General features: G+C 56.6%; 20 protein-coding genes and 1 tRNA gene. 3 read left to right on the top strand and 18 right to left on the bottom strand.

Features of this window, described 5'->3' with window-relative positions; genetic code table 11:
• The first annotated feature begins 112 nt into the window (after nt 1-112).
• A protein-coding gene (locus tag AOB54_07960) for an IS3 family transposase (GenBank protein ID WVN41406.1) occupies nt 113-1248 on the top strand; the annotation gives its coding sequence in 2 pieces (ribosomal slippage) (nt 113-356 and nt 356-1248; 1137 coding nt in all).
• Between the two features lie 45 nt (nt 1249-1293).
• Nucleotides 1294-1950 carry a transposase gene (locus tag AOB54_07955; GenBank protein WVN41405.1) on the top strand — a complete coding sequence of 219 codons (657 nt, stop codon included), beginning with the start codon at nt 1294-1296 and terminating at the stop codon, nt 1948-1950.
• Nucleotides 1951-2021: 71 nt separating this feature from the next.
• Here the strand turns inward: AOB54_07955 and AOB54_07950 are convergent.
• From AOB54_07950 to AOB54_07865, 18 genes are all read right to left on the bottom strand, one after another.
• A tRNA-Lys gene (locus AOB54_07950) sits at nt 2022-2097 on the bottom strand.
• 130 nt (nt 2098-2227) lie between these two features.
• Nucleotides 2228-3313 (bottom strand): YeeE/YedE family protein, encoded by a 1086-nt coding sequence (locus tag AOB54_07945; protein WVN41404.1) that lies wholly within the window; start codon nt 3311-3313, stop codon nt 2228-2230.
• A 20-nt stretch (nt 3314-3333) separates the two neighbouring features.
• Nucleotides 3334-4164: a YbgF trimerization domain-containing protein gene (locus AOB54_07940; protein WVN41403.1), complete on the bottom strand. Its 831-nt coding sequence runs from the start codon at nt 4162-4164 to the stop codon at nt 3334-3336.
• A 21-nt stretch (nt 4165-4185) separates the two neighbouring features.
• Complete coding sequence (pal, locus tag AOB54_07935; protein WVN41402.1) at nt 4186-4737, bottom strand: peptidoglycan-associated lipoprotein Pal; 552 nt, start codon at nt 4735-4737, stop codon at nt 4186-4188.
• Nucleotides 4738-4828: 91 nt separating this feature from the next.
• Nucleotides 4829-6190: a Tol-Pal system beta propeller repeat protein TolB gene (gene tolB / locus AOB54_07930; GenBank protein WVN41401.1), complete on the bottom strand. Its 1362-nt coding sequence runs from the start codon at nt 6188-6190 to the stop codon at nt 4829-4831.
• A gap of 58 nt (nt 6191-6248) precedes the next feature.
• Nucleotides 6249-7037: a cell envelope integrity protein TolA gene (gene tolA / locus AOB54_07925; protein ID WVN41400.1), complete on the bottom strand. Its 789-nt coding sequence runs from the start codon at nt 7035-7037 to the stop codon at nt 6249-6251.
• 2 nt (nt 7038-7039) lie between these two features.
• Nucleotides 7040-7468, bottom strand: coding sequence for an ExbD/TolR family protein (locus AOB54_07920; GenBank protein WVN41399.1), 429 nt, complete (start codon nt 7466-7468; stop codon nt 7040-7042).
• Nucleotides 7469-7486: 18 nt separating this feature from the next.
• Entirely contained in the window at nt 7487-8164 is a 678-nt protein-coding gene (gene tolQ, locus AOB54_07915) for a protein TolQ (protein ID WVN41398.1), read from the bottom strand.
• 2 nt (nt 8165-8166) lie between these two features.
• Entirely contained in the window at nt 8167-9228 is a 1062-nt protein-coding gene (gene ruvB / locus AOB54_07910; protein WVN41397.1) for a Holliday junction branch migration DNA helicase RuvB, read from the bottom strand.
• Nucleotides 9229-9237: 9 nt separating this feature from the next.
• On the bottom strand, nt 9238-9810 hold the full coding sequence (gene ruvA, locus AOB54_07905) for a Holliday junction branch migration protein RuvA (protein ID WVN41396.1): 573 nt from the start codon (nt 9808-9810) through the stop codon (nt 9238-9240).
• A 24-nt stretch (nt 9811-9834) separates the two neighbouring features.
• Complete coding sequence (gene ruvC / locus AOB54_07900; protein ID WVN41395.1) at nt 9835-10374, bottom strand: crossover junction endodeoxyribonuclease RuvC; 540 nt, start codon at nt 10372-10374, stop codon at nt 9835-9837.
• Between the two features lie 21 nt (nt 10375-10395).
• The gene (gene purH, locus AOB54_07895; protein ID WVN41394.1) at nt 10396-12051 is read right to left on the bottom strand and encodes a bifunctional phosphoribosylaminoimidazolecarboxamide formyltransferase/IMP cyclohydrolase; all 1656 of its coding nucleotides are present in this window, start codon (nt 12049-12051) and stop codon (nt 10396-10398) included.
• Nucleotides 12052-12076: 25 nt separating this feature from the next.
• Nucleotides 12077-12436, bottom strand: coding sequence for a helix-turn-helix domain-containing protein (locus tag AOB54_07890; protein WVN41393.1), 360 nt, complete (start codon nt 12434-12436; stop codon nt 12077-12079).
• On the bottom strand, nt 12417-13442 hold the full coding sequence (gene dusB / locus AOB54_07885; GenBank protein WVN41392.1) for a tRNA dihydrouridine synthase DusB: 1026 nt from the start codon (nt 13440-13442) through the stop codon (nt 12417-12419). The genes AOB54_07890 and dusB overlap by 20 nt, the downstream gene beginning before the upstream one ends.
• A gap of 5 nt (nt 13443-13447) precedes the next feature.
• Nucleotides 13448-14527: an FAD-dependent monooxygenase gene (locus AOB54_07880; protein ID WVN41391.1), complete on the bottom strand. Its 1080-nt coding sequence runs from the start codon at nt 14525-14527 to the stop codon at nt 13448-13450.
• 17 nt (nt 14528-14544) lie between these two features.
• Nucleotides 14545-15930 (bottom strand): aminopeptidase P N-terminal domain-containing protein, encoded by a 1386-nt coding sequence (locus tag AOB54_07875; protein WVN41390.1) that lies wholly within the window; start codon nt 15928-15930, stop codon nt 14545-14547.
• The gene (locus AOB54_07870) at nt 15927-16625 is read right to left on the bottom strand and encodes a nucleotidyltransferase family protein (protein ID WVN42807.1); all 699 of its coding nucleotides are present in this window, start codon (nt 16623-16625) and stop codon (nt 15927-15929) included. The genes AOB54_07875 and AOB54_07870 overlap by 4 nt, the downstream gene beginning before the upstream one ends.
• 17 nt (nt 16626-16642) lie before the next feature.
• A complete protein-coding gene (locus AOB54_07865; protein ID WVN41389.1) occupies nt 16643-17740 on the bottom strand; it encodes a phosphotransferase in 1098 nt (365 codons plus the stop codon).
• 21 nt (nt 17741-17761) lie between these two features.
• Between AOB54_07865 and lptD the strand changes: the two genes are divergently transcribed.
• Nucleotides 17762-20254 (top strand): LPS assembly protein LptD, encoded by a 2493-nt coding sequence (gene lptD / locus AOB54_07860; protein WVN41388.1) that lies wholly within the window; start codon nt 17762-17764, stop codon nt 20252-20254.
• Nucleotides 20255-20257: the final 3 nt, after the last annotated feature.

The raw sequence follows: 20257 nt of genomic DNA, 5'->3' as shown, positions 1-20257 counted from the left end.
AAGTTTGGAAACTACCATTAAAGCTCCCCCAGTGTCTAAGTTTACTGAAAAACTGGACTGCCCCTGGTCTGCTAGACGGTCCGGGCCTATGATTTCTTCATAGGAGCAGACCATGAGTACACCCCGTTTTACCCCTGAGTTTAAAGAAGAAGCAGTCCGACAGATCGTTGAGCGTGGATATCCAGTTTCCGAGGTGTCAGAGCGTCTCGGTGTATCCGCCCATAGTTTGTATAAGTGGGTGAAGGCAGTCCGACCAGACAAAAGCCAAGAGCAGGCAGCAGAGCTAATTGCTGCTAAAAGCGAGATCCTTAAATTGCGCTCCCAGCTTCGACGCGTTGAGGAGGAGCGCGACATATTAAAAAAGGCCGCTCGGTACTTGGCTCGGGAGCCAGAGTGAAGTACCGGTTTATTAACGATCATCGGCATGAACATGGCGTGGCCACAATGTGTCGGGTGCTAGGTGCAAATAAGGCTGGTTTTTATGCGTGGCTTCATAAGCCGTTGTCGGATCGAGCGATTGAAGACCAACGGCTGCTGACCTTGATCCGCGACTCTCATGCGGGCAGCGGCCGTGTGTATGGGGCACGGCGTGTGTTTGCAGACCTGCGCGAAGCTGGTGAGCGATGCGGTAGAAACCGTGTTGCCCGAATCATGCATGACCACAAGATCAAGGCTCAGCGGGGATATAAGGTTCACAGATCCACTAACGGTCGTCCCTCGATCTTGGCGCCTAACACTCTGAATCGAGAATTTACGGTTGACGCACCAGATAAGGTCTGGGTTACCGACATCACCTATATCCGCACCTGGCAGGGTTGGCTTTATCTGGCGGTGGTGTTGGATCTATATGTCCGCAAGGTGGTCGGCTGGTCTATGAAATCCACCATCGCTAAAGAACTCGTTTTGGATGCGTTACTGATGGCTGTATGGCGTCGTAAGCCGACTCAGAAGGTTGTGGTGCACTCGGATCAAGGCAGTCAATACGGCAGTGATGATTGGCGACGGTTCTGCGCAGCGAACAATTTGGAGCCCAGCATGAGCCGGCGTGGCAATTGTTGGGATAACGCTGTCGCCGAATCATTTTTTAGCAGCCTGAAAAAGGAACGTATCCGAAAAAGAATCTACAAAACCCGAGAATTAGCGAAAGCAGACATCTTTGATTACATCGAAGCGTTTTACAATCGAACCCGTCGTCACAGCCACCTCGGTGACGTCAGCCCCGAGGCATTTGAACGTGCCTCAGCCTGAGGCTTGGACCTGTCTGAATATCGGGGGTAGTCCAAGGTCTTCGATGTGGTCCTGGGGCGCTCAGAACCCAGTCTGAGGGCCTATTTAAGCCGCCTGCGAGGGCGAGATAAGGTCCGGGTGGTGGTCATGGATCTATCGGATGGTTACCGTCAGATCGCAAGGCAGTACTTCCCCAATGCGAAGATCGTTGCCGATCGGTTCCACGTCATCCGGCTCGTTAACCACCACTTCTTAAAGCTCTGGCAGCAGCAAGATCCGGTGGGCAGAAAGGATCGTGGATTGCTCAGTCTGATGCGCAGGCATCAGTGGCGATTGACCGCAGAGCAGCAAGAAAACCTTGGCCGCTATCTCTCCCGCTACCCGGTCTTAGAAGCGCTCTATGCCGCCAAGCAACGATTGGCTGAGCTGCTGTTGATTAAAAGCGCCAATTCCAACTACGCCAAGAAACAGCTACCCAAACTTCTGGCGTTACTGCGGCAATTTACCGATAGCCCCGCCAAGAGTCTGGCCAACACCCTGCTGTCTTGGTTAGAACCGATTGTTCGAATGTGGCGGTTCTCAAAATCCAACGGAATAACGGAAGGCTTCCACACCAAAATGGAAATGATGTCGCGGCGAGCGTTTGGGTTTAGAAACTTTGAGAATTACCGACTGCGGGTATTAGCCCACTGCGGTTGGGATGGAATAATTAATCGTGTTTAATCGGGTGTTGATGAATGCCGCATCCCCCGTTAATGGGGAAGAGCCATGGGGAAGAGCCTACCTTTAAAAGATGGTGGGTCGGGCGAGACTCGAACTCGCGACCAACGGATTAAAAGTCCGCTGCTCTACCGACTGAGCTACCGACCCAGTGTGGTGAAACCTGCTGCGATGGATCGTAAAGACGGACTCTGGAAAACTTCTTTAGGTCTGTTTCACGAAGCCCTAAATTTTAGCGTATTCAAAAAAACCTTGCACGGCGAAGGTTCGAGCGTTGCGGTCAGGCTCCGCGCTCTATCCAGCGCAGGCCCAGCCAGGCCCCCGCCACGATCGATAGCGTGGCGAGAAGAGAGCCCAAGGCCAGAAGCGACAGGCCGGTAATGCCCTGGCCAATGGTGCAGCCAAAGGCCACCACGCCACCAAAGCCCATCAGGGCGGCACCCACCAGATGGCGTGACAGGTCTTGCCGGTTCTGAAAGCCCTCTAGCCGGAATTCTCGGCTGGCAATCGCGTGGATAAAGGCCCCAAGTGCCACCCCCGACACGGCAGCAATGCCAAAAGTCACCGCACGAGCCCGATCGCTCCAAAACATCAACAGGTCCAGGGCATAGGCCAGGGGGGCCACAAAGGTGAGTGATTCAATGCCGCGGGTGTTGGTCCCAACGAATCGGGGCTCTAGGGTGTTGGGATCTTCCAGCACAAAACCGATGTTGCCGGTGGTAAACCACCCCGCCACGACCAGCAGGCCAATGACCAGGCCCCCAGCAATCAATCTGGGCTGCCGCAAAAAGGACTTGTTTGTGAAAATGAACACGAGTAGGCTGGCGGTAGCGATTGATGCAATCAGGACCGGGTCTAGGCCAATCAGGCTGGCCAGGTCTTGCTTGGAATTCAGGGTCACGCCGATTTTTTCAATGGTATTGACCCGCAAGACTCCAAGAATGCCGCGCATGGTCATAAAGGCAATGATTGCCATGACCAAGAACACCACCAGGGCCTTTAGGCTGCCACCGCCAATCCTGACCAGCGTGCGGCTTCCGCAGCCCGATGCCAAGACCATGCCAAAGCCAAATGTCAGCCCACCCACAATGTTCGACAGCCACAGCAGGCGTGGCGCAATGTAAAACGAGTCTTTGATCTCAATGGCATTGGTGGCGATCAGGGCCTGTGTGCCAACGATGGCCGTGGCAATGGCCAAAAGCCACATACGCAGCCTGGCGGTGTCGCCGCTGGCATACCAATCGGCAATGGCGCCCATGGTGCAGAAACGGGCGTATCGAGAGATCCAGCCCAGTGCCAGACCGATGGCTAGGCCCAGCAGGGGAACATAACGCTCAAGCGCCGCAATCTCTTCGGTAGGAATCATCTACCGAAGTTTACTGAACTTTATTTGGCGAGGGGCGCCTTGGCCGCAGGTGCTTTAGCGGGGGCTGTGCTGGCAGGTTTCGCTAGCGTTTTGAGCCGCTCTTTTGCTTCAGCGGTGGCAGGGGAATCGGGGAATTCTTTGATCAGGGATTGCAGAGTGGTGCGCGCTGCTGCGGGGCTGCCCGATTCTGCTTGGCTAGCCGCCATATTGAGCATGGCCAGTGGCACTTCAGGGTGGCCAGGGTAGCGATCAATAAAGTCTTCTCGGGCGGCAATGGCCGCCTTGTAATTTTTGTCGGCGTACAGGGCGGTGCCTTTATTGAGCAGGACCCGTGGGCCAAGTGCAGACCCTGGGAACTGCAGCATGAAACGATTGGCAAGGCCAACCGATTTTTTAAATTCACCCGCTTTCAGGGCTTCTTGCAATTCGTCGAACCGGGCTTTTTCAGCGGGACTAACGCGATAGGTCGTGCCGTTGGTTTCTACCGTGACGGGTTCAATCTGTTTGAGTCGCTGATCCAGGTCGAGATACAGATCTTTTTGCTGGCTTTTCCCTGTGGTAGCCACTCGCCCCGTTTCTTCGAGCTGCCCACGCAGAGTAGCAAGCTCGGCACGCAGCCGTTCGCTTTCATTAAGAAGCTGCAGGTGGGCCTGTGACGTGCTTTGCAGTTGCTTTTGCAGATCATCAATGCGGGCGTTAGCCGCCTCGACCCGTGCGCGCAAATCCAAAATGGCACGGCGTGCCTCGTCGTCGGAAAACATGGCGGAAGCCGAGGCGGCGATTGCCAGCGTGCCAACAAAAACGGCCGCACGTGATAACGATGCGGCCGTGATCTGACGCAAAACTAACATGGGTAATGCGACCGTTCTGGTTTACTTCAACAGCAGATCAGCACGGCGATTTTCTGCCCAGGCGGCTTCGTTGGAGCCTTTGGCACGCGGCTTTTCTTCGCCGTTGCTGATGGCTTCAACACGGCCTGCACCCACACCCATCACGCCGAGCGCTTTGCTCACGGCTTCGGCACGTTTTTGTCCCAGGGCCAGGTTGTATTCGGTCGTGCCACGCTCATCCGCATTGCCTTCAATGACCAGGCGGGCCTTGGCGTCGGCTTTCATGTAATTGGCAAAAGCTGTGACGGTGTTTTGAAACTCAGGCTTGATTTCATACTTGTCGAAATCAAAGTAAACGCTGGGTTTCACTTGTGACAGCGCGGCCTTTGCTGCTGCGATTTGGCGCTCAGCGGCGGACATGGCGGCATCGGCTGCGGAGGAACCACTGCTGCCGGATGCACCTGCGGTAGATACTGGGGCGGAAGACTGTTTGTCATCCAAGGGAACCTGCGATGCACAGCCAGCAAGTGCAACGATGGCCACTGATGACAAAACAAGAGGGAGGCGTGAAAACTTGTTGAGCAGTTGTTGCATGGTTTCTCCTTGGTTAGATCAGGCTATTTTAGTGGGTAAATCTTCGCATGATTCGCTAGCTCAAGGGATTGGTAGCCATTTTTAGCTGCTTTTACGGCAGCCGCCCCCAGGCGGGCCCCTTGATTTCACTGCCTTCAGCGGACAATCGGGATCGTAATTTTCCGTCGAGCGAGACCGCCGACAGGACATTGCCCTCGCCTTGGCGGCTGCTGTAAATGATCCATTTACTGTTGGGCGCAAAGCTGGGGGAGTCGTCTTTGGGGCCGTTACTCACAATGGTTTCTTGCTGCGTGGCGATCTCCATCACAGCCACACGAAAGAGTTTTTCACGGCGGGTGATATAGGACAGATATTTTCCGTCGGGGCTTACCTGTGGCCGGGCGTTAAAGGGGCCATTAAAGGTCACGCGCTCGGCGGTTCCGCCACTGACCGGTGCCCGATAAATCTGAGCAGAGCCACCTCGGTCTGAAGTGAAGTAGATGGTTTTTCCGTCGGGCGTAAAGGTGGGCTCGGTATCAATACCGCTTGAACGCGAGACTCGGGTTAAACCGCCACCCTCGGCATTGGCCAGATAGATCTGGGAATTACCGTCGCGCGTGAGCACCACTGCAAGCCGCTTGCCATCTGGCGCCCAGGCCGGTGCGCTGTTGCTGCCACGCTCGTTGGCCACGATGTGACGCTTGCCAGTAGCGAGCGTGTGCACGTAAACGATCGGCTTGGTGATGCCGTCACGTTCTTCATAAGACACATAGGCCAGCCGGGTGCCATCCGGAGACCAGGCCAGTGAAATGATGGGCTGTCGAGTGCGCAGCGCGATCTGCGAGTTTTGGCCATCGGAGTCAGAGATCACCAGGCTGTGGGTGTCGCCATCTTTGCGGACAAAGGCCAGGCGCGTGGCGAAAAACCCGGGTTCGCCAGTGAGTTTTTCATAAATAAAATCGGCAATGCGGTGGCCCGTGCGCCGGGCTTCCAATTCGCTGGTGGCATGGATAATGGCCAGGCCACCCAGGCTTTCGTTGCGGGCGGTATCCAGCAAAATGAAACGTGTCTCGGTTCGGCCATCAGCGGTGGTGGATGCGCTGCCCACCACAAGCGCCTGCGCGCCTTTGCCCCGCCACTCAGCAAATAAGGGGGCCATTGGGCTGCGTTCATTGAGTGCGGGTGCGGGCGTGCCGGCATCGACAATCGACATCACACCACTGCGTGCCAAATCTGCCCGAATGACATCGGTCACGATACGGGTGAGTTTCTGCGTTGGGTCGGTGGCATCAAAGGGGGCCACCGCGATTGGAATCTGTTTGGTACCCACGCCAGTGATGTCAATGCGAAGTGGGGTCTGGGCCTGTGCGGCAGAAACGCACAGCAGCAACGCGGTCAGGCCGAGTCGCCAGCGAAAAATCGCCTGAAAGGTATTACGGATGATCGAGCCGCCCAACAGCATCATGCGACCCATTATAGTCAGCAATCATGACAACCACGTGGCGAGGGCCCAGAACTTGCAGCGCGATGTTTTAGGGGTTTTCCTTGGGTCGGAAGCTTAGTTCCAAGACTCTGGCCACTGTGCCATCTTTCTTTTTGGGAAGCGGATTGGCGGCCCAGACGGCGCGCTGGACAGCAGCATCCCAGGTGGGTGTGCCGCTGGGTTTGATCAGCCGAACCCGCGTGATCTCGCCGGTGGGGAGTTGCTCTACTGCCACGATGGCCTCTGGGTTACCGGGGCTGCGGTCTGGGTAATTGATTCTGGCTTTGATTCGGGCCTGAATCAGCGCTTCGTAATCGGCATCGATTCCGGTCTTGCTGCCGAGTTCAGCCCCGCCCACAACACCTGCCTTGGTGGCAATGTCTTTGCCCTTTGCGTTGGCCTTGGCATTGGGATCTAAGCCAAGCCGTGCAAGCTCTGCTTTACGCTGCGCTTCAAGTTTTTCTGCTGCCCGCTGTTCAGCCAGTTTTTTCTCGGCGGCTTTTTTTGCAGCCTCTTTTTTCTCCGCTTCTTTTTGCTGCTCGCGTTTTTTTTCTAGATCTTCTTTGGCAGCTTCAGCTTTCTTCTTTTGAACAGAGATGTCCGCCTTGGTGGGTTCAACAGGCGTTGGCTTGGGTGGCGTTGGTGCGGGTTTGGTCACAGCCGGTGTTGGTGTGGCAGGAATTTGGCGCGGCAGGCCACTCCAGAGTTCTGCCTGCACGGGAGTGTTGGGCTGGCGTGTCCAATTCAACGAGACCAGCAGGCCAGCGGCTAGCAAGCCATGCATTAGCAATGCAGCGCCTGCAGCGTTGCGACTCTCGCGTGCCTCGATGGCCAGCATGCTTATTCCTTGCGAACGTTTAGCCCGACCCGCGTGTGGCCAGCCCGTTGCAACACATCCATGGCGCCGATCACGTGTTCGTAGCGCACCGCTTTTTCTGCCGAAATAATGACCGGCGTGTCGAGCGCTGGGGCCAATACTTTTACAGCAGCTGCTAACTCATCACGGGCGACAGGTTTTTCAGATTCGCCCTCGGTGTTTTTTCTAAGCGTGATGGACCCATCTTGGCGGATCATGATTTCAACAGCCGCTACCGGGGCCTGAGATGCCTGGCCGACTTTGGGCAGATCAATCGTGCCTGTCACGATCATGGGGGCGGTCACCATGAAGATGATCAGCAGCACCAAGGTGACATCGATGTAAGGCACCACATTAATCTCGGCCATCATGCGCCGCCGGCGATGCTGCCTTGGGTTTGCAGAGCTTCCCATATCGTCTCGCGCCTGTCCTTAACGGGCAGCCTGGCGCTGCAAGATATTGGAGAACTCTTCGATAAAGCCCTCGAAGCGAATGCTCAACCGATCGATGTCAGTGGCGTAACGGTTATAGGCCACCACAGCAGGAATTGCGGCAAACAGACCAATCGCGGTGGCCACAAGTGCCTCGGCAATGCCAGGGGCCACGCTTGCAAGGGTCGCCTGTTGCACATTGGCTAGGCCTGAAAACGCGTGCATGATTCCCCAGACGGTGCCAAATAAACCGATGTAAGGCGAAACCGAACCGGTCGAGGCAAGAAAGGGCAGGTTGCGCTCTAAGCCATCGAGCTCGCGTTGAAAGGCAGCCCGCATGGAGCGGCGCGCACCGTCGATCATGGCAACGGGATCAGACACGGCCCCAGAGCGGCTTTTTAAAAATTCCCGCATGCCAGCTTCGAAAATCTTGGGTAGTGAGCCGGGCAGTTGGCCATTTTCAGCCTGCTTGTAAATGCCCATTAAATCGCCGCCAGCCCAAAATGTTTTCTCGAAACTCTCGGTCTCTTGTCGGGCACGGCCAATCGACTGCCATTTTTTGAAGATCACGGTCCACGACAGAATCGAGATAACAATCAACAGCAGCATGACGAGCTGCACGGGCAGACTGGCTTCGAGGATCAGCGTGAGTACAGATAAATTAGGAGTGGCGGTCATGCTTAAAAGAGCCTTGTGTTGGATGAGTCGTCAGGAACAATCTTGCCAAAGTGTTGATAGGCCGAAGCTGTGGCGATGCGGCCCCGTGGTGTGCGCTGTAAAAAGCCTTGTTGAATGAGATAGGGCTCAAGCACATCTTCAATAGTGTCTTTTGCTTCGCCAATGGCAGCCGCCAGGTTATCTAAACCAACCGGGCCGCCAGAGAATTTTTCGATAATCGCTTCTAACAACTTGCGATCCATTACATCGAAGCCTTCGCGATCTACTTCCAGCATGGAAAGTGCCTGATCGGCGATCTTGGCGGTAATGCTGCCATCGGATCGAACCTGGGCGAAGTCACGCACACGCCGCAATAGCCGATTGGCCACACGGGGCGTGCCACGAGAGCGTTTTGCAATCTCAAAGGCGCCGGTGTCGTCAATGGCGGCATTGAGTAAGCCCGCAGAGCGGGTCACGATCTTGGTCAGGTCTTGCGGCGAGTAAAACTCAAGCCGAGACACAATGCCAAAACGATCCCGCAGTGGGTTGGTGAGCATGCCGGCCCGCGTGGTGGCACCAATCAGTGTGAACGGCTGCAGATCCAGTTTGATTGAGCGCGCCGCGGGGCCTTCGCCAATCATGATGTCAATCTGATAGTCCTCAAGCGCTGGATACAGAATCTCTTCAACCACGGGACTAAGCCGATGAATCTCGTCAATGAACAACACATCGTTGCGTTCTAAATTGGTGAGCAAGGCAGCAAGATCGCCCGGCCGCTCTAAAACAGGGCCAGAAGTCTGCCGAAGATTGACGCCGAGCTCTCTCGCAAGGATATGGGCCAGGGTGGTCTTGCCCAGGCCTGGTGGGCCAAAGAGTAAGACATGGTCCAAGGCCTCGCTGCGTTGGCGGGCCGCCTGGATAAACAGCCCCAATTGGTCACGGACCTTGGCCTGGCCCACGTAGTCTTCGAGTCGTTGTGGCCGCAGGGCCCGCTCAAGCGCTTCTTCTGCAGGGGTCTTGGCCTGGCCAGAGATCAGCCGATCACTATCGTCGGGCAGGGCAGATAAATCGTCGTGTTCGATCATGGGCCTAGTTTATTTCGCCAGCTGTTTGAGTGCGGCCTTGATCGCTTCGGAGACCGATGTGCCCGCAGGAATGCCTCTGGCCGCCGCCGCCGCCTCGCGCTCAGAATAGCCCAAGGCCAGAAGCGCATTCAGGACATCGGCACTTGCCGACACTACCGATCCGGTATCGCTTCCAATGGCCTGACCAAGCCGGCCTTTTAATTCCAGAATCAGGCGCTCGGCGGTTTTTTTGCCAATGCCAGGCACGCGGGTAAGAAGCCCGACCTCTTGCATGGCGACCGCTTGTTGAAGTTGTTCTACCGACAGGCCAGATAAGACCGCAAGTGCAATGCGTGGCCCCACGCCGCTAACGCGAATCAATTCACGAAAGGCGGTGCGTTCGGCATCGGTCACAAAGCCATAAAGGAGTTGGGCGTCTTCCCGCACCACCATATGGGTGAGCAGGGTCACGGGTTTGCCGATCTCGGGCAGTTCGTAAAGACTACTCATCGGCACATCGATTTCGTATCCAACGCCCTGCACATCCAGCAGGATTTGGGGAGGGTGTTTGGCCAGTAGCAAGCCCGATAGACGTCCAATCATGATGGCCGCTATTGTGCGGTACTTTTAGCGCTGACGCGATCTGGCAGCCGCAGGGCTAGTTCTGGTGCTGGCCTGGGCGGCCTGAATTGCATTGCTGTGGCCCAGGGTCTGCCACCAGGCCAGCGCACAGGCCAGCGCATCGGCCGCATCGGCACCGGGGGGTTTGGTCAGGCCCAAGTGCCGCTGCACCATGAACTGCACCTGATCTTTGGTGGCACGGCCAGAGCCCACCACCGACTGCTTGATGCGCAGTGGCGTGATCTCATCGATGGGCAGGCCCCGCTGCGACAGCGCCGCGATCGCCACACCGCGGGCCTGGCCAAGAGAGAGCGTGGATTTTGGATTGACGTTAACAAATACCCGTTCAATCACCGCACAGTCGGGCTGGAAGTGATCAAGAATCTGCACGACTCCACTAAAGAGTTCAGCAAGTCGTTCGGGCTCGGTGCCATCAATTTCAGGCTTGATGACACCGCTGCCCACATATTGAACACGTTGGCCATTGGCCTGGATCACGCCAAAGCCAGTGCGGCGCAATCCGGGGTCAATGCCAAGGATTTTCATGCGCGTGGCGATGCGCTGCGATCAGTGCCGGAAGTGCCGCATGCCGGTAAAGACCATGGCAATGCCACGCTCGTTGGCCGCTGCAATCACTTCATCGTCTCGCACCGACCCGCCTGGCTGAATCACACAGGTTGCGCCGGCATCGGCCACGGCATCTAAGCCATCACGAAATGGGAAAAACGCATCGGAGGCCACCGCGGAGCCCTTGAGTTCCAGGCCAGCGTGTTGGGCCTTGATCGCAGCAATGCGGGCCGAATCAATGCGGCTCATCTGGCCGGCACCAACGCCAAGGGTCATGCCGTTGCCACAGAACACAATGGCATTGCTTTTCACCCAAGTGCAGACCTTCCATGCGAAGAAGAGATCTTGGAGCTGCTGTGCGGTGGGCTGCTTTTGCGTGACCACTTTAAGCTGCGCTGCCGTTAAGGTGTTGCGATCCGGGGTCTGCACCAAAAGCCCGCCACTCACACGCTTTAACTCACGGCCAGAAGAAATAGCGTCGTCTTGGCCAAGCGGCACCTGCAAGATCCGCAGGTTGGCTTTTGCCGCGAATACCTTGAGCGCATTCGGGTGAAAGCTTGGCGCAATAATGACTTCCGCAAATTGTTTTGAAATCTCTTGGGCGGCCGACTCAGACAACTCGGTGTTAAAGGCCAAAATACCGCCGAATGCCGATGTGGGGTCTGTTTTGAATGCTTTTTGATAGGCCGCCAAGGCATCTTCTGCAATCGCCACACCACATGGGTTGGCGTGTTTCACAATCACGCAGGCAGGGCCATCAAAGCTGCGCACACAAGACCATGCGGCATCGGCATCGGCGATGTTGTTAAACGAGAGCTCTTTGCCCTGCAATTGTGTGTAGTTGGCCAGGGTGCCTTCGCGGGCATCTGGGTCACGATAAAACGCGGCACTCTGGTGTGGGTTTTCGCCATACCGCATGCCTTGCACTTTTTGTACTTGAACACTCAGCACATCAGGATAGGCCTGCGCGGATTCCGGTGCGGGTGGCATGCAGCCCGTTGCACTGGCATCGCATTCAATGGGCGCCAAACCATTTAAGAAGTTGCTAATCGCCCCGTCATAAGCAGCGGTGTGGGCAAAGACTTTTCGCGCGAGGCGCTGACGGGTTGGCCAGCCCAGCGTGGTGTTGTGCTGATCAAGCTCGGCCAACAGGCCCGCATAGTCGCTGGGGTCCACCACCACGGCCACGCCGTCGTGATTCTTTGCGCCAGCCCGCAGCATGGCCGGCCCACCGATATCAATGTTTTCAATCACATCTTCATAGCTCGCACCAGGCCGGGCCAGGGTCTCACGAAACGGATAGAGATTCACCACCAGCAGATCAATCGGCGTGAAGTCGGCTGCGGCCAATGCCTGCATGTGTTCGGGAGAATCGCGCCGCGCAAGCAGGCCGCCATGCACAGCGGGATGCAGTGTTTTGACACGGCCATCGAGCATTTCGGGAAACTTGGTGACCTGATCGACTGGCATTACGTTTAAGCCCTTGTCGCGCAGCAAGGTTGCTGTGCCACCGGTGGACAAAATGGTGACGCCACGGCTGGCCAGGGCCTGGGCAAACTCAACAATGCCGGCCTTATTCGACACGCTAATCAGGGCCCGCTTGATGGGAATGCGGTTTGGTCTTGGCGAAGAGGCGACGGGGGCAACTGACGACATTGGGGGCTCCGGAAAAGGTGTTTGTTTATCGGGAAGAACGAGATTGTGACGGTTTTTGATCGGTGGCAATCAGACCATATTGGTCGAGTTTTTTTCGCAGGGTGTTGCGGGTGATGCCCAGGGCCTTGGCCGCATGGGTGACATTGTGCTGGTAGCGGTGCATGACATAAGACAGCAGCGGCCGCTCCGCCGCCGAGATCACCATGTCGTAAAGCGCGTGGGGGGGCTGATCGCCCAGGGTGTGGAAGTAGTGATCCAGGGCCTTGCGAATCGTGTCGTCAATTCTTGGAGCGCCAGATTCTTCGGTTTTAACGGCCCGTCGACGATCGGCTGCGATGACGGAGGAGTCAGCCGCACTCGTGGGCTTAGTGGGATCGAAGTTCATGACGGCTGGAAAAGAAATGATCAATGGCTTGCAGCTGCTCATCAGTGGATTCGAGCTGATTGAGAAAGTCTCGAAATACTTTCACGCCTGGCAGGCCTTTTAAATACCAGCCGATGTGTTTGCGTGCGGTACGCACCCCCATGAACTCGCCATAAAACTGATAGTGATCCAGCAGATGATCTTTTAGCCAGCTGGCGATTTCTTGTTCCGTTGGGTCGGGCAGCAATTCACCCGTGTCCAGGTAATGGGCGATTTGACGAAAAATCCAGGGCCGGCCCTGCGCGGCACGGCCAATCATGACGGCATCTGCACCGGTGTAATCAATCACTGCCTTGGCCTTTTGCGGGCTGTCGATATCGCCGTTGGCCACTACCGGAATGCGGAGTTGTTGCTTGATCGCGGCAATCGTGTCGTATTCGGCCTGGCCTTGGTATTTGTCTTCGCGGGTGCGGCCATGAATGGTGAGCATGGCAATGCCAAGGTCTTCCACCATGCGGGCAATCTCGGGGGCGTTGCGATGCTGTCGATTCCACCCGGTTCGCATTTTCAGCGTGACTGGAACACCGCTATCTTTCACTGCATCTATGACTGCCACAACGATATCGCGAATCAGATCGGGTTTTTGCATCAGCGCCGAACCCGCTGCCACGTTGCAGACTTTTTTCGCTGGGCAGCCCATATTGATGTCAATAATTTGTGCGCCACGCTCCACATTAAACCGTGCGGCCTGGGCCATCATGGCGGGATCTGCCCCCGCGATTTGCACGGCTTTGGGTGCAATTTCACCGTCGTGATTGATCCGGCGGGTGGTTTTGTCTGTGGCCCAGAGCAGTGCGTTAGACGCTGCCATTTCGCTCACGGCATAACCGGCACCCAAGCGTTTGCAGAGCTGCCGATAGGGCCGATCGGTCACACCAGCCATGGGCGCAACAAACACGCGATTGGGCAAGGCATAAGGCCCAATTCGTAGTGGTGCACCATAGACCGGAAACCCGCTCGGCGGCATGCTGATTAGCCCCCGTACATCAGGACCTGGCCGAGCAACTTCTTGGCACCGGGCACCATCGCCACGCCGCCGATGGTGTAGCGGACCCAGGGCTGACGGGCGAGCGTGTCCGTTGCGGTTCTGACCGACCATCGATCGACTTTTCTGCGGCGGGCGTAATCTTGCAGCCGAGCTTCAATGGGCTGCCCGCGTTGCAGTAAGCACATGGCCAAGGTTTCAGCATCTCGGAAACCGAGATTAAGCCCCTGGCCCGCAACGGGATGCAGGGCCTGGGCGGAGTTGCCAATCCAGACCGTATTGTTTTCCGCAAGTGTGTCTCGCCATTTCAGTCCCAGCGGATAGATCCCGGTGACTTCCACGTTTTGAATGCCGCTGACTCGGCCACCCATTACGTCAGACAGTAATCGGTTGCGCATGTCTGGGCCCGCGTCATGAAAGGCCTGGGCCAATCCAGTCTCGCGACAAAACACCAAAGCATAGCGTTGCCTGATCGGCAGCAAGGCCACCACACCGTCGGCGGTAAATCTCTCCCAGGCGACATCATTTGGCGCGGGCGACGTGGTCACCCAGCCCAACACAGCAGACTGGTGATAGTCGCGCACCACCTGCATGCGTGGGTCTGCAAGGGGTGCACCCGGCTGGTAGACACCGCCTTCGGCAATCACGCAGACACCGGGGTTGGCCAACTCTTGTGCATCTGCATTGGCATAAATGGGAATGCCAACCTCTTTGATTTTTTGTCGCAGGGCGGTGAGCAAGCGCGCATAGCTCACCAATCCGCCCAAATCGGTAACGCCGACCCGATCAGTTCGGATTTCCATGCTGCCGAAATGCCCCTGGGAAGAGACATTGATTTGTTTGATGCGGGTGATTTCGGTGTCGATGCCAAGTTGCTGGAGTCGAACGAGCGTGCCGTGCGAGAGCGCCAAGATTCTTGGGTCACTATCGTGGGCCGGCAATGGCGCAGTGATTGCGGGATCAATCAGGCCGATTGCCGATTTGCTCCAGCCATATTTTTCCAAAAAGAGTGCGGTCAGAATGCCAACTGGGCCAGCGCCCTGAATGCGTACAAAGGGATCCATCATGGAGTTGTTTTATGTAGTTAGTGATTCATCAATGCTTCAATGGCATCGGCATCCACCGGCACACCGCGGGTGAGTAGCCGGGGGCCGTGTTTGGTAACGAGCGCGTCGTCTTCAATGCGAATACCGACATTCCAATAGCCGGGGTCAATATCTTCGGCAGGCCGAATATAAAACCCTGGTTCAATGGTGAGCACCATGCCCTCGGTCAAGGGCAGGTTGTAGTCGCCCACATCGTGGACATCCAGACCCAACCAGTGGCCGGTGCGATGCATGTAAAACCGCTTAAAGTCACCCGATTCAATGGCAGCATCTACCGACTGTTTGGGAATCAGGCCAAGATCCAGCATGCCACGCACCAACACCCGAACAGCAGCGTCATGCGGTGCGGTAAAGGCACCGCCAATCTTGGTGGCCTCAACGGCTTCGTGCTGCGCTGCCTGCACGATGTCGTAAATGGCCCGCTGCTGCGGTGTGAATTTCCCGTTTGCGGGAAAGGTGCGGGTAATGTCAGACGCATAGCCGTCGAGTTCGCAGCCTGCATCGATCAGAATCAACTCGCCGTTGCGAATCACGCGGTCACCGGCGCGGTGGTGCAAGATGCAGCTGTGCGGCCCGCCGGCCACAATCGACCCATAGGCCACTGATTGGGCGCCTGCGGCCCGAAAGCCATGTAAGAGTTCGGCCTCGAGCGCGTATTCGCGCTGACCCGGTTTGGCAAATTGCATAGCGCGCACATGGGCGGCGGCCGATATGTCTGCGGCCCGCTGCATGGTGTCAATTTCAAGACTGTCTTTGATCAGTCGTTGCCGTGCAATCGCCTGGCCAATGTCCACGATGCGGTCTGGTGCGGTCACGCCAGCACGGCCTTGGGTACGCAACGCATTGAGCCAGTGTCGTAGCCGCCCATCTAATTCGGCATGCATGCCCACGTGTGCGTAAAAGGCAGGAAGATTGGCTGCCATTTTGATGATGGTGGCATCCAGATCATCAATGCAGATCGCCCGATCGAAATAAAAGCGTTCTGCGGCGCGCTCTGGGCCCACACGCACGCCATCCCAGATTTCGCGCTCTGGATCTCTTGGCCGACACGCCAAGACACTGGTGGTCTTGCCGTCGGCCTCGACCCGCATGACCCACCAGGCGTCGGGCTCTGGGAAACCCGTCATATAGAGAAAATCGCTGTGGCTGCGAAACGGAAATGGGTTATCTCGGTTTCTTAATACTTCTTCGCCAGCAGACAAGACCAGCACGCCACCGCCTTGGCCTGCAATCCACGCCGCCAGACACTGCCTGCGCTTAAAGTGCTGATCACCATGAATCGGACCAAGACACTCCTGTGGCCGCAATTCTTCAGAGAGCGACTCGATGAAATGGGTGGGCATGGTTGGGTCAGGTGCGTTCATTGATTCAGTTGTGCAAGTCGTTCAGGCGTCCCAACATCGGACCATATGCCGCCGTGGCGTTCACCCGAGCATCGGCCTTGGCCAATCGCTTGATGCAAAAGCGGCGCAAGCGGCGCGCGGGTTCCGCTGGCAATAGCGGCAAACATTTGGTGATCATAGACCCCAATGCCTGAAAAGGTCAGGCTGTCCCCGGCCCGTTTGGTCACGACCTGCTGGCCATCCAGCGAGAAGTCGCCATCGGGGTGCTGAACGGGGTTGTCCACCAAGACTAAGTGACAAAGTGTTGCGGCGGTAGATTGCATCATCTGGTCGCGAATCTCAAAGGCGCGGGCCATGGGCCAGTCGGTCCAGGTGTCCGCATTAATCACCAGAAAATAGGGACTTACGGCCTGGCCGGCTTGGTTGCACCATGGTTTTGCCTGGGCAATGCCACCGGCAGTCTCTAGCGCTCCGGGGGGCTCTTCGGAGTAGCGCACCTGCAGACCAAAGGCCTGGCCACTGCCAATCAGTTCCCGAATTTGGTGAGCAAGATGGGCCAGATTAATCACAACAGATGTAAACCCCGCCTGGGCTAAGGCTTCTAAATGCCAGACCAGCAGGGGCTTGCCTTTGACTTTTAAAAGAGGCTTTGGCGTGTGGTCGGTCAAAGGCCGCATCCGCTCACCTCGCCCAGCGGCAAGCACCATGGCCTGCATGGGTGGCTTGGATTGCATCACAGGCAGCGCTCCAAGAGTTTGGCAAGCGGACCAAGCCCCTGATAGCGCCGCGCAACCGACATGGCGTAGCGCCCCACCAAGGGAATGTCATTAAGGTAATTTTCTTTGCCATCTCGGTGGTAGAGCCGTGCAAAGATGCCCAACACTTTGATGTGACGCTGCAGACCCATCCATTCAAAGTCACGCCAGAACTCACCAAAATCATCGGCCACGGGCAGCCCCGCTTTTTTGGCGTCTTGCCAATAACGCACGGCCCAATCGATTTGGACATCTTCTGGCCACTCAATATAGGCATCGCGCAGTAGCGAAACCAAGTCATAGGTGATTGGGCCAATCACTGCGTCTTGAAAGTCCAACACACCGGGGTTGGCCTGGGCCATCACCATCAGATTTCGGCTGTGATAGTCCCGATGCACGATCACCGCCGGCTGCGCTAGACAGGCAGACAGAATGCGGTCGTAGACCTGCATCAGACCCTCGCGCTCGGAAGCAGACAGATCGATCGGCTTGTGTCGGCCCAGATACCACTCATCAAAGAGCCGCATTTCCTGCATTAATTTTTCGGCGCCGTAAGGGTTTAGTCCGCAAGCGGGGTTTCGTTCGGTGGGCAGTGATCCGGTTGCAAGGGGTGGAACCTTGGCGATGCTAAAGGCCTGCAGCTTTACTAGGGCCTGCCAGGCGTCTCGATACAGCCGGGTGCATTCGGCGGGCTTATCGCGGGACTCGGTCAGGGCCGCAAGATAGGTCTTTTGCCCCAGATCGCTGCACAGAAGAAACCCCTGTTGGCTGTCCGATGCCCAGATCTTGGGCACAGACAGGCCGGCCTGCTCAAATAAATGGTCGATGGCCACAAAGGGCCGGATGTCTTCTTTGTCAGGCGGGGCGTCCATCAGCACAACATGTCCGGCCTGGCCATGGATTTGGGCGTCGAACCGGAAATAGCGCCGAAATGAGGCATCGCTTGAGGCCGGCCGGCAGGACTGGGCCGAGATGGTCAGGCCAAGGGCCTGGAGTTCGGCACTGCGGTCTTCTAGCCAAGCCTTGGCCAGGTCGATTCGTGGGTCGGAATGGGTGTTTTGCGGTGAGGGCTGCATCATCGCTCCCTATAATAGAGCATGCGTTTTTCTGGGATCGTCACCCTGCGGGTGAGCAGCGCTGTGGCGCTCTTTATGGTGGGTTCAACACTCGGCCTTGGTCTGACCCTTGGGGCGGGCCCCGTTGTTGCTTCCCCCTTGATTGGTAGCTGCCCCAGGGCTGAGCTGTCTGTCGGCGATGTGCCTGGTTATGCGGCCCCGATTCGGCTGGCCCAGGCCGAGACGCCAAGCATTGCGCTTTCAGCCAATGTTCAAAGCCCCCTGGGCCTGAAGTTTGATCCGATCTTAAATCTTGAACCTGCCACGTCGGGCGACACGCCGGTCTATATTTTTGGCCGTGATATCTCGGGCCAGACCGACGATTGGGTGCAGTCCAATACCGATGCTGAATTTCGAAAGCTAGGCCTCTTTATCAAGGCCAAAGATATTCGGCACGACTTGGTGAAAGACATGCTGTTTGCCGAAGGGGACGTGAAGCTCTTTCGCGAAGGTGAGTTTTACGAGGGCCCCAAGCTTGAATTAAAACTTGGAACCACGCAGGGCTTTTTCAATGAAGTTGGTTATCAGCTGACCTCTACTGGGGGCCGTGGCACGGCCAAGCAGGCGGAATTTATTCAGCCAATGGAGACCAAGCTGACCCAGGCCACCTACACCACCTGCCCGCGCGATCGCCCTGCCTGGGAGTTGCGCATGGACGAAATGCTGGTGGATCAGATTCGTGAAGTGGGTGTCACAAAATCATCAACGCTGTATTGGGGTGGCCTGCCGATCCTGCCCTTTGGAGATGCATCGTTTTCAATTGGTGATCGGCGTAAGACCGGATTTCTGCCGCCTTCTTACCGCACATCGACCAAGCTTGGTTTTGAAATTGAGGCACCGTTTTATTGGAACCTGGCCCCCCACCACGACATGACGCTTTACCCGCGCTTGATCACCAAGCGCGGTGTTCAGCTTGGCACCGAGTTTCGTTTTCTTGAGCCCAGCAGCCTGGGCACGGTGGCCTACGAGGTGCTGCCCAACGATAGCGTGACCAAGACCAATCGGCAGTTTGGCTCGGTGACCACAACGTATCGGCCAACCAAAGATGTGGCCCTGGGGCTAAATATTCAGCGGGCGTCCGATGACAACTACTTTACCGACCTTGGTAATTCGCTGTTGTCTTCGGCCCAGCGGCTGCTACCCGGTGCGCTAACGCTGACCACCGCATCGCGTGGCTGGAATTTCCAGGCCGAGATTCAGGACTATCAGCTCTTGCAAGACACAGCATCCCCGCTGATCAAACCATATAGCTATGCGCCACGCCTGGCCGCTTCCAAAAACCATCGGGCAACGCCTGGCCGCGATGCCTTGCCGCTCGATTGGAATGTCAGCACCGAACTCACGTCGTATCAACACCCAACGCTGGCCGAGGGGGAACGTGCTGTCGCGTCAGGCTCGGTAGCCTGGCGGCATTTCCAACAGGGCTTTTACATCACTCCGAAAGTCGCGCTGCATGCAACCCATTACGAACATCGTAAAAACGGCAGCAGCACCGAAACGCAAAACAAGTATTTAACCAATCCTTCGGGCACGATTTATGCCAACAACGTGGGCACCACAACCGATTCCTACACACGGGTGTTGCCAACGTTTAGCACCGAGGTCAGCACCATTTTGGAGCGCTCTGTGTCGGTGGGTAAGCTGGCACTGGAGCAGACGCTTGAACCAAAAATTTCTTACATCTACACACCCTATAAAGACCAGTCGCGCTATCCCGTGTTTGACACGGGTTCGCCAAGCCTGAACTTTGCGCAGATTTTTTCGGAGTCTGCCTTTAACGGTCAAGACCGCGTTGCCGACTTAAACCAGATCACGGCGGGTGTCACCACGCGGTTTATTGAAGAGCGAAGTGGTGCAGAGCGTTTTCGCGCGTCGCTCGGCCAGCGCTTTTACTTAGACGACCAGCGGGTGACGCTACCTGGCGGAACCGTTCGTACTGATCGCAAATCCGATCTGCTCGGCCAGATCACCGCCAGGCCAATCAAAGATTGGGTCACCGATGCCCAGGCCCAGTACACACCATCCACATCTCGTTGGCAGAGTGTGTCGCTGGTCAATCGTTACAACCCGAAGCCTGCCAGCGCGGTGAGTGCCGCCTATCGTTTTGTGCGTGACTCCTCCAACACGATTGATTTGGCCTTTCAGTGGCCCGTTGCGAAACACTGGTATGCGGTCGGCCGTTACCAATACGCGCTGCGTAACCTTGGGGGCAATACCGAAAACCAGAACCCGGGTGTGGTCGAGGCCTTGGCTGGATTCGAGTACGACGGTGGCTGCTGGGTTGGCCGCTTTGTGGTCCAGCAGTACGCGGCCAGCGGTTCCGAGAAAAATACGGCCATCTTTTTTCAGCTGGAGTTAAACGGCATGGCCCGTGTCGGCACCAATCCCTTGGGGGCATTGACGCGTAATATCCCGAATTACCAGATGATTAACCAGATCACACCCCTGCCATCGAAATTTGATAATTTCCAGTAACCA

This window comes from beta proteobacterium MWH-UniP1 (assembly GCA_036362785.1).
Classification (GTDB): Bacteria; Pseudomonadota; Gammaproteobacteria; order Burkholderiales; family Burkholderiaceae_A; genus Lacustribacter.
The sequence above is the reverse complement of the archived record's forward strand: the minus strand, read 5'-3'. Positions and strand labels throughout refer to the sequence as shown.

Coding starts and splice junctions, on each gene's coding strand:
- lptD (WVN41388.1), top strand. CDS start 17,762: ATGCGTTTTTCTGGGATCGTCACCCTGCGGGTGAGCAGCGCTGTGGCG.
- pal (WVN41402.1), bottom strand. CDS start 4,737: ATGCAACAACTGCTCAACAAGTTTTCACGCCTCCCTCTTGTTTTGTCA.
- ruvC (WVN41395.1), bottom strand. CDS start 10,374: ATGAAAATCCTTGGCATTGACCCCGGATTGCGCCGCACTGGCTTTGGC.
- tolB (WVN41401.1), bottom strand. CDS start 6,190: ATGGGTCGCATGATGCTGTTGGGCGGCTCGATCATCCGTAATACCTTT.
- purH (WVN41394.1), bottom strand. CDS start 12,051: ATGTCGTCAGTTGCCCCCGTCGCCTCTTCGCCAAGACCAAACCGCATT.
- AOB54_07940 (WVN41403.1), bottom strand. CDS start 4,164: ATGTTAGTTTTGCGTCAGATCACGGCCGCATCGTTATCACGTGCGGCC.
- tolQ (WVN41398.1), bottom strand. CDS start 8,164: ATGACCGCCACTCCTAATTTATCTGTACTCACGCTGATCCTCGAAGCC.
- AOB54_07890 (WVN41393.1), bottom strand. CDS start 12,436: ATGAACTTCGATCCCACTAAGCCCACGAGTGCGGCTGACTCCTCCGTC.
- ruvA (WVN41396.1), bottom strand. CDS start 9,810: ATGATTGGACGTCTATCGGGCTTGCTACTGGCCAAACACCCTCCCCAA.
- AOB54_07920 (WVN41399.1), bottom strand. CDS start 7,468: ATGGGAAGCTCTGCAAACCCAAGGCAGCATCGCCGGCGGCGCATGATG.
- AOB54_07945 (WVN41404.1), bottom strand. CDS start 3,313: ATGATTCCTACCGAAGAGATTGCGGCGCTTGAGCGTTATGTTCCCCTG.
- tolA (WVN41400.1), bottom strand. CDS start 7,037: ATGCTGGCCATCGAGGCACGCGAGAGTCGCAACGCTGCAGGCGCTGCA.
- dusB (WVN41392.1), bottom strand. CDS start 13,442: ATGCCGCCGAGCGGGTTTCCGGTCTATGGTGCACCACTACGAATTGGG.
- ruvB (WVN41397.1), bottom strand. CDS start 9,228: ATGATCGAACACGACGATTTATCTGCCCTGCCCGACGATAGTGATCGG.
- AOB54_07870 (WVN42807.1), bottom strand. CDS start 16,625: ATGCAGGCCATGGTGCTTGCCGCTGGGCGAGGTGAGCGGATGCGGCCT.
- AOB54_07875 (WVN41390.1), bottom strand. CDS start 15,930: ATGAACGCACCTGACCCAACCATGCCCACCCATTTCATCGAGTCGCTC.
- AOB54_07880 (WVN41391.1), bottom strand. CDS start 14,527: ATGATGGATCCCTTTGTACGCATTCAGGGCGCTGGCCCAGTTGGCATT.
- AOB54_07865 (WVN41389.1), bottom strand. CDS start 17,740: ATGCAGCCCTCACCGCAAAACACCCATTCCGACCCACGAATCGACCTG.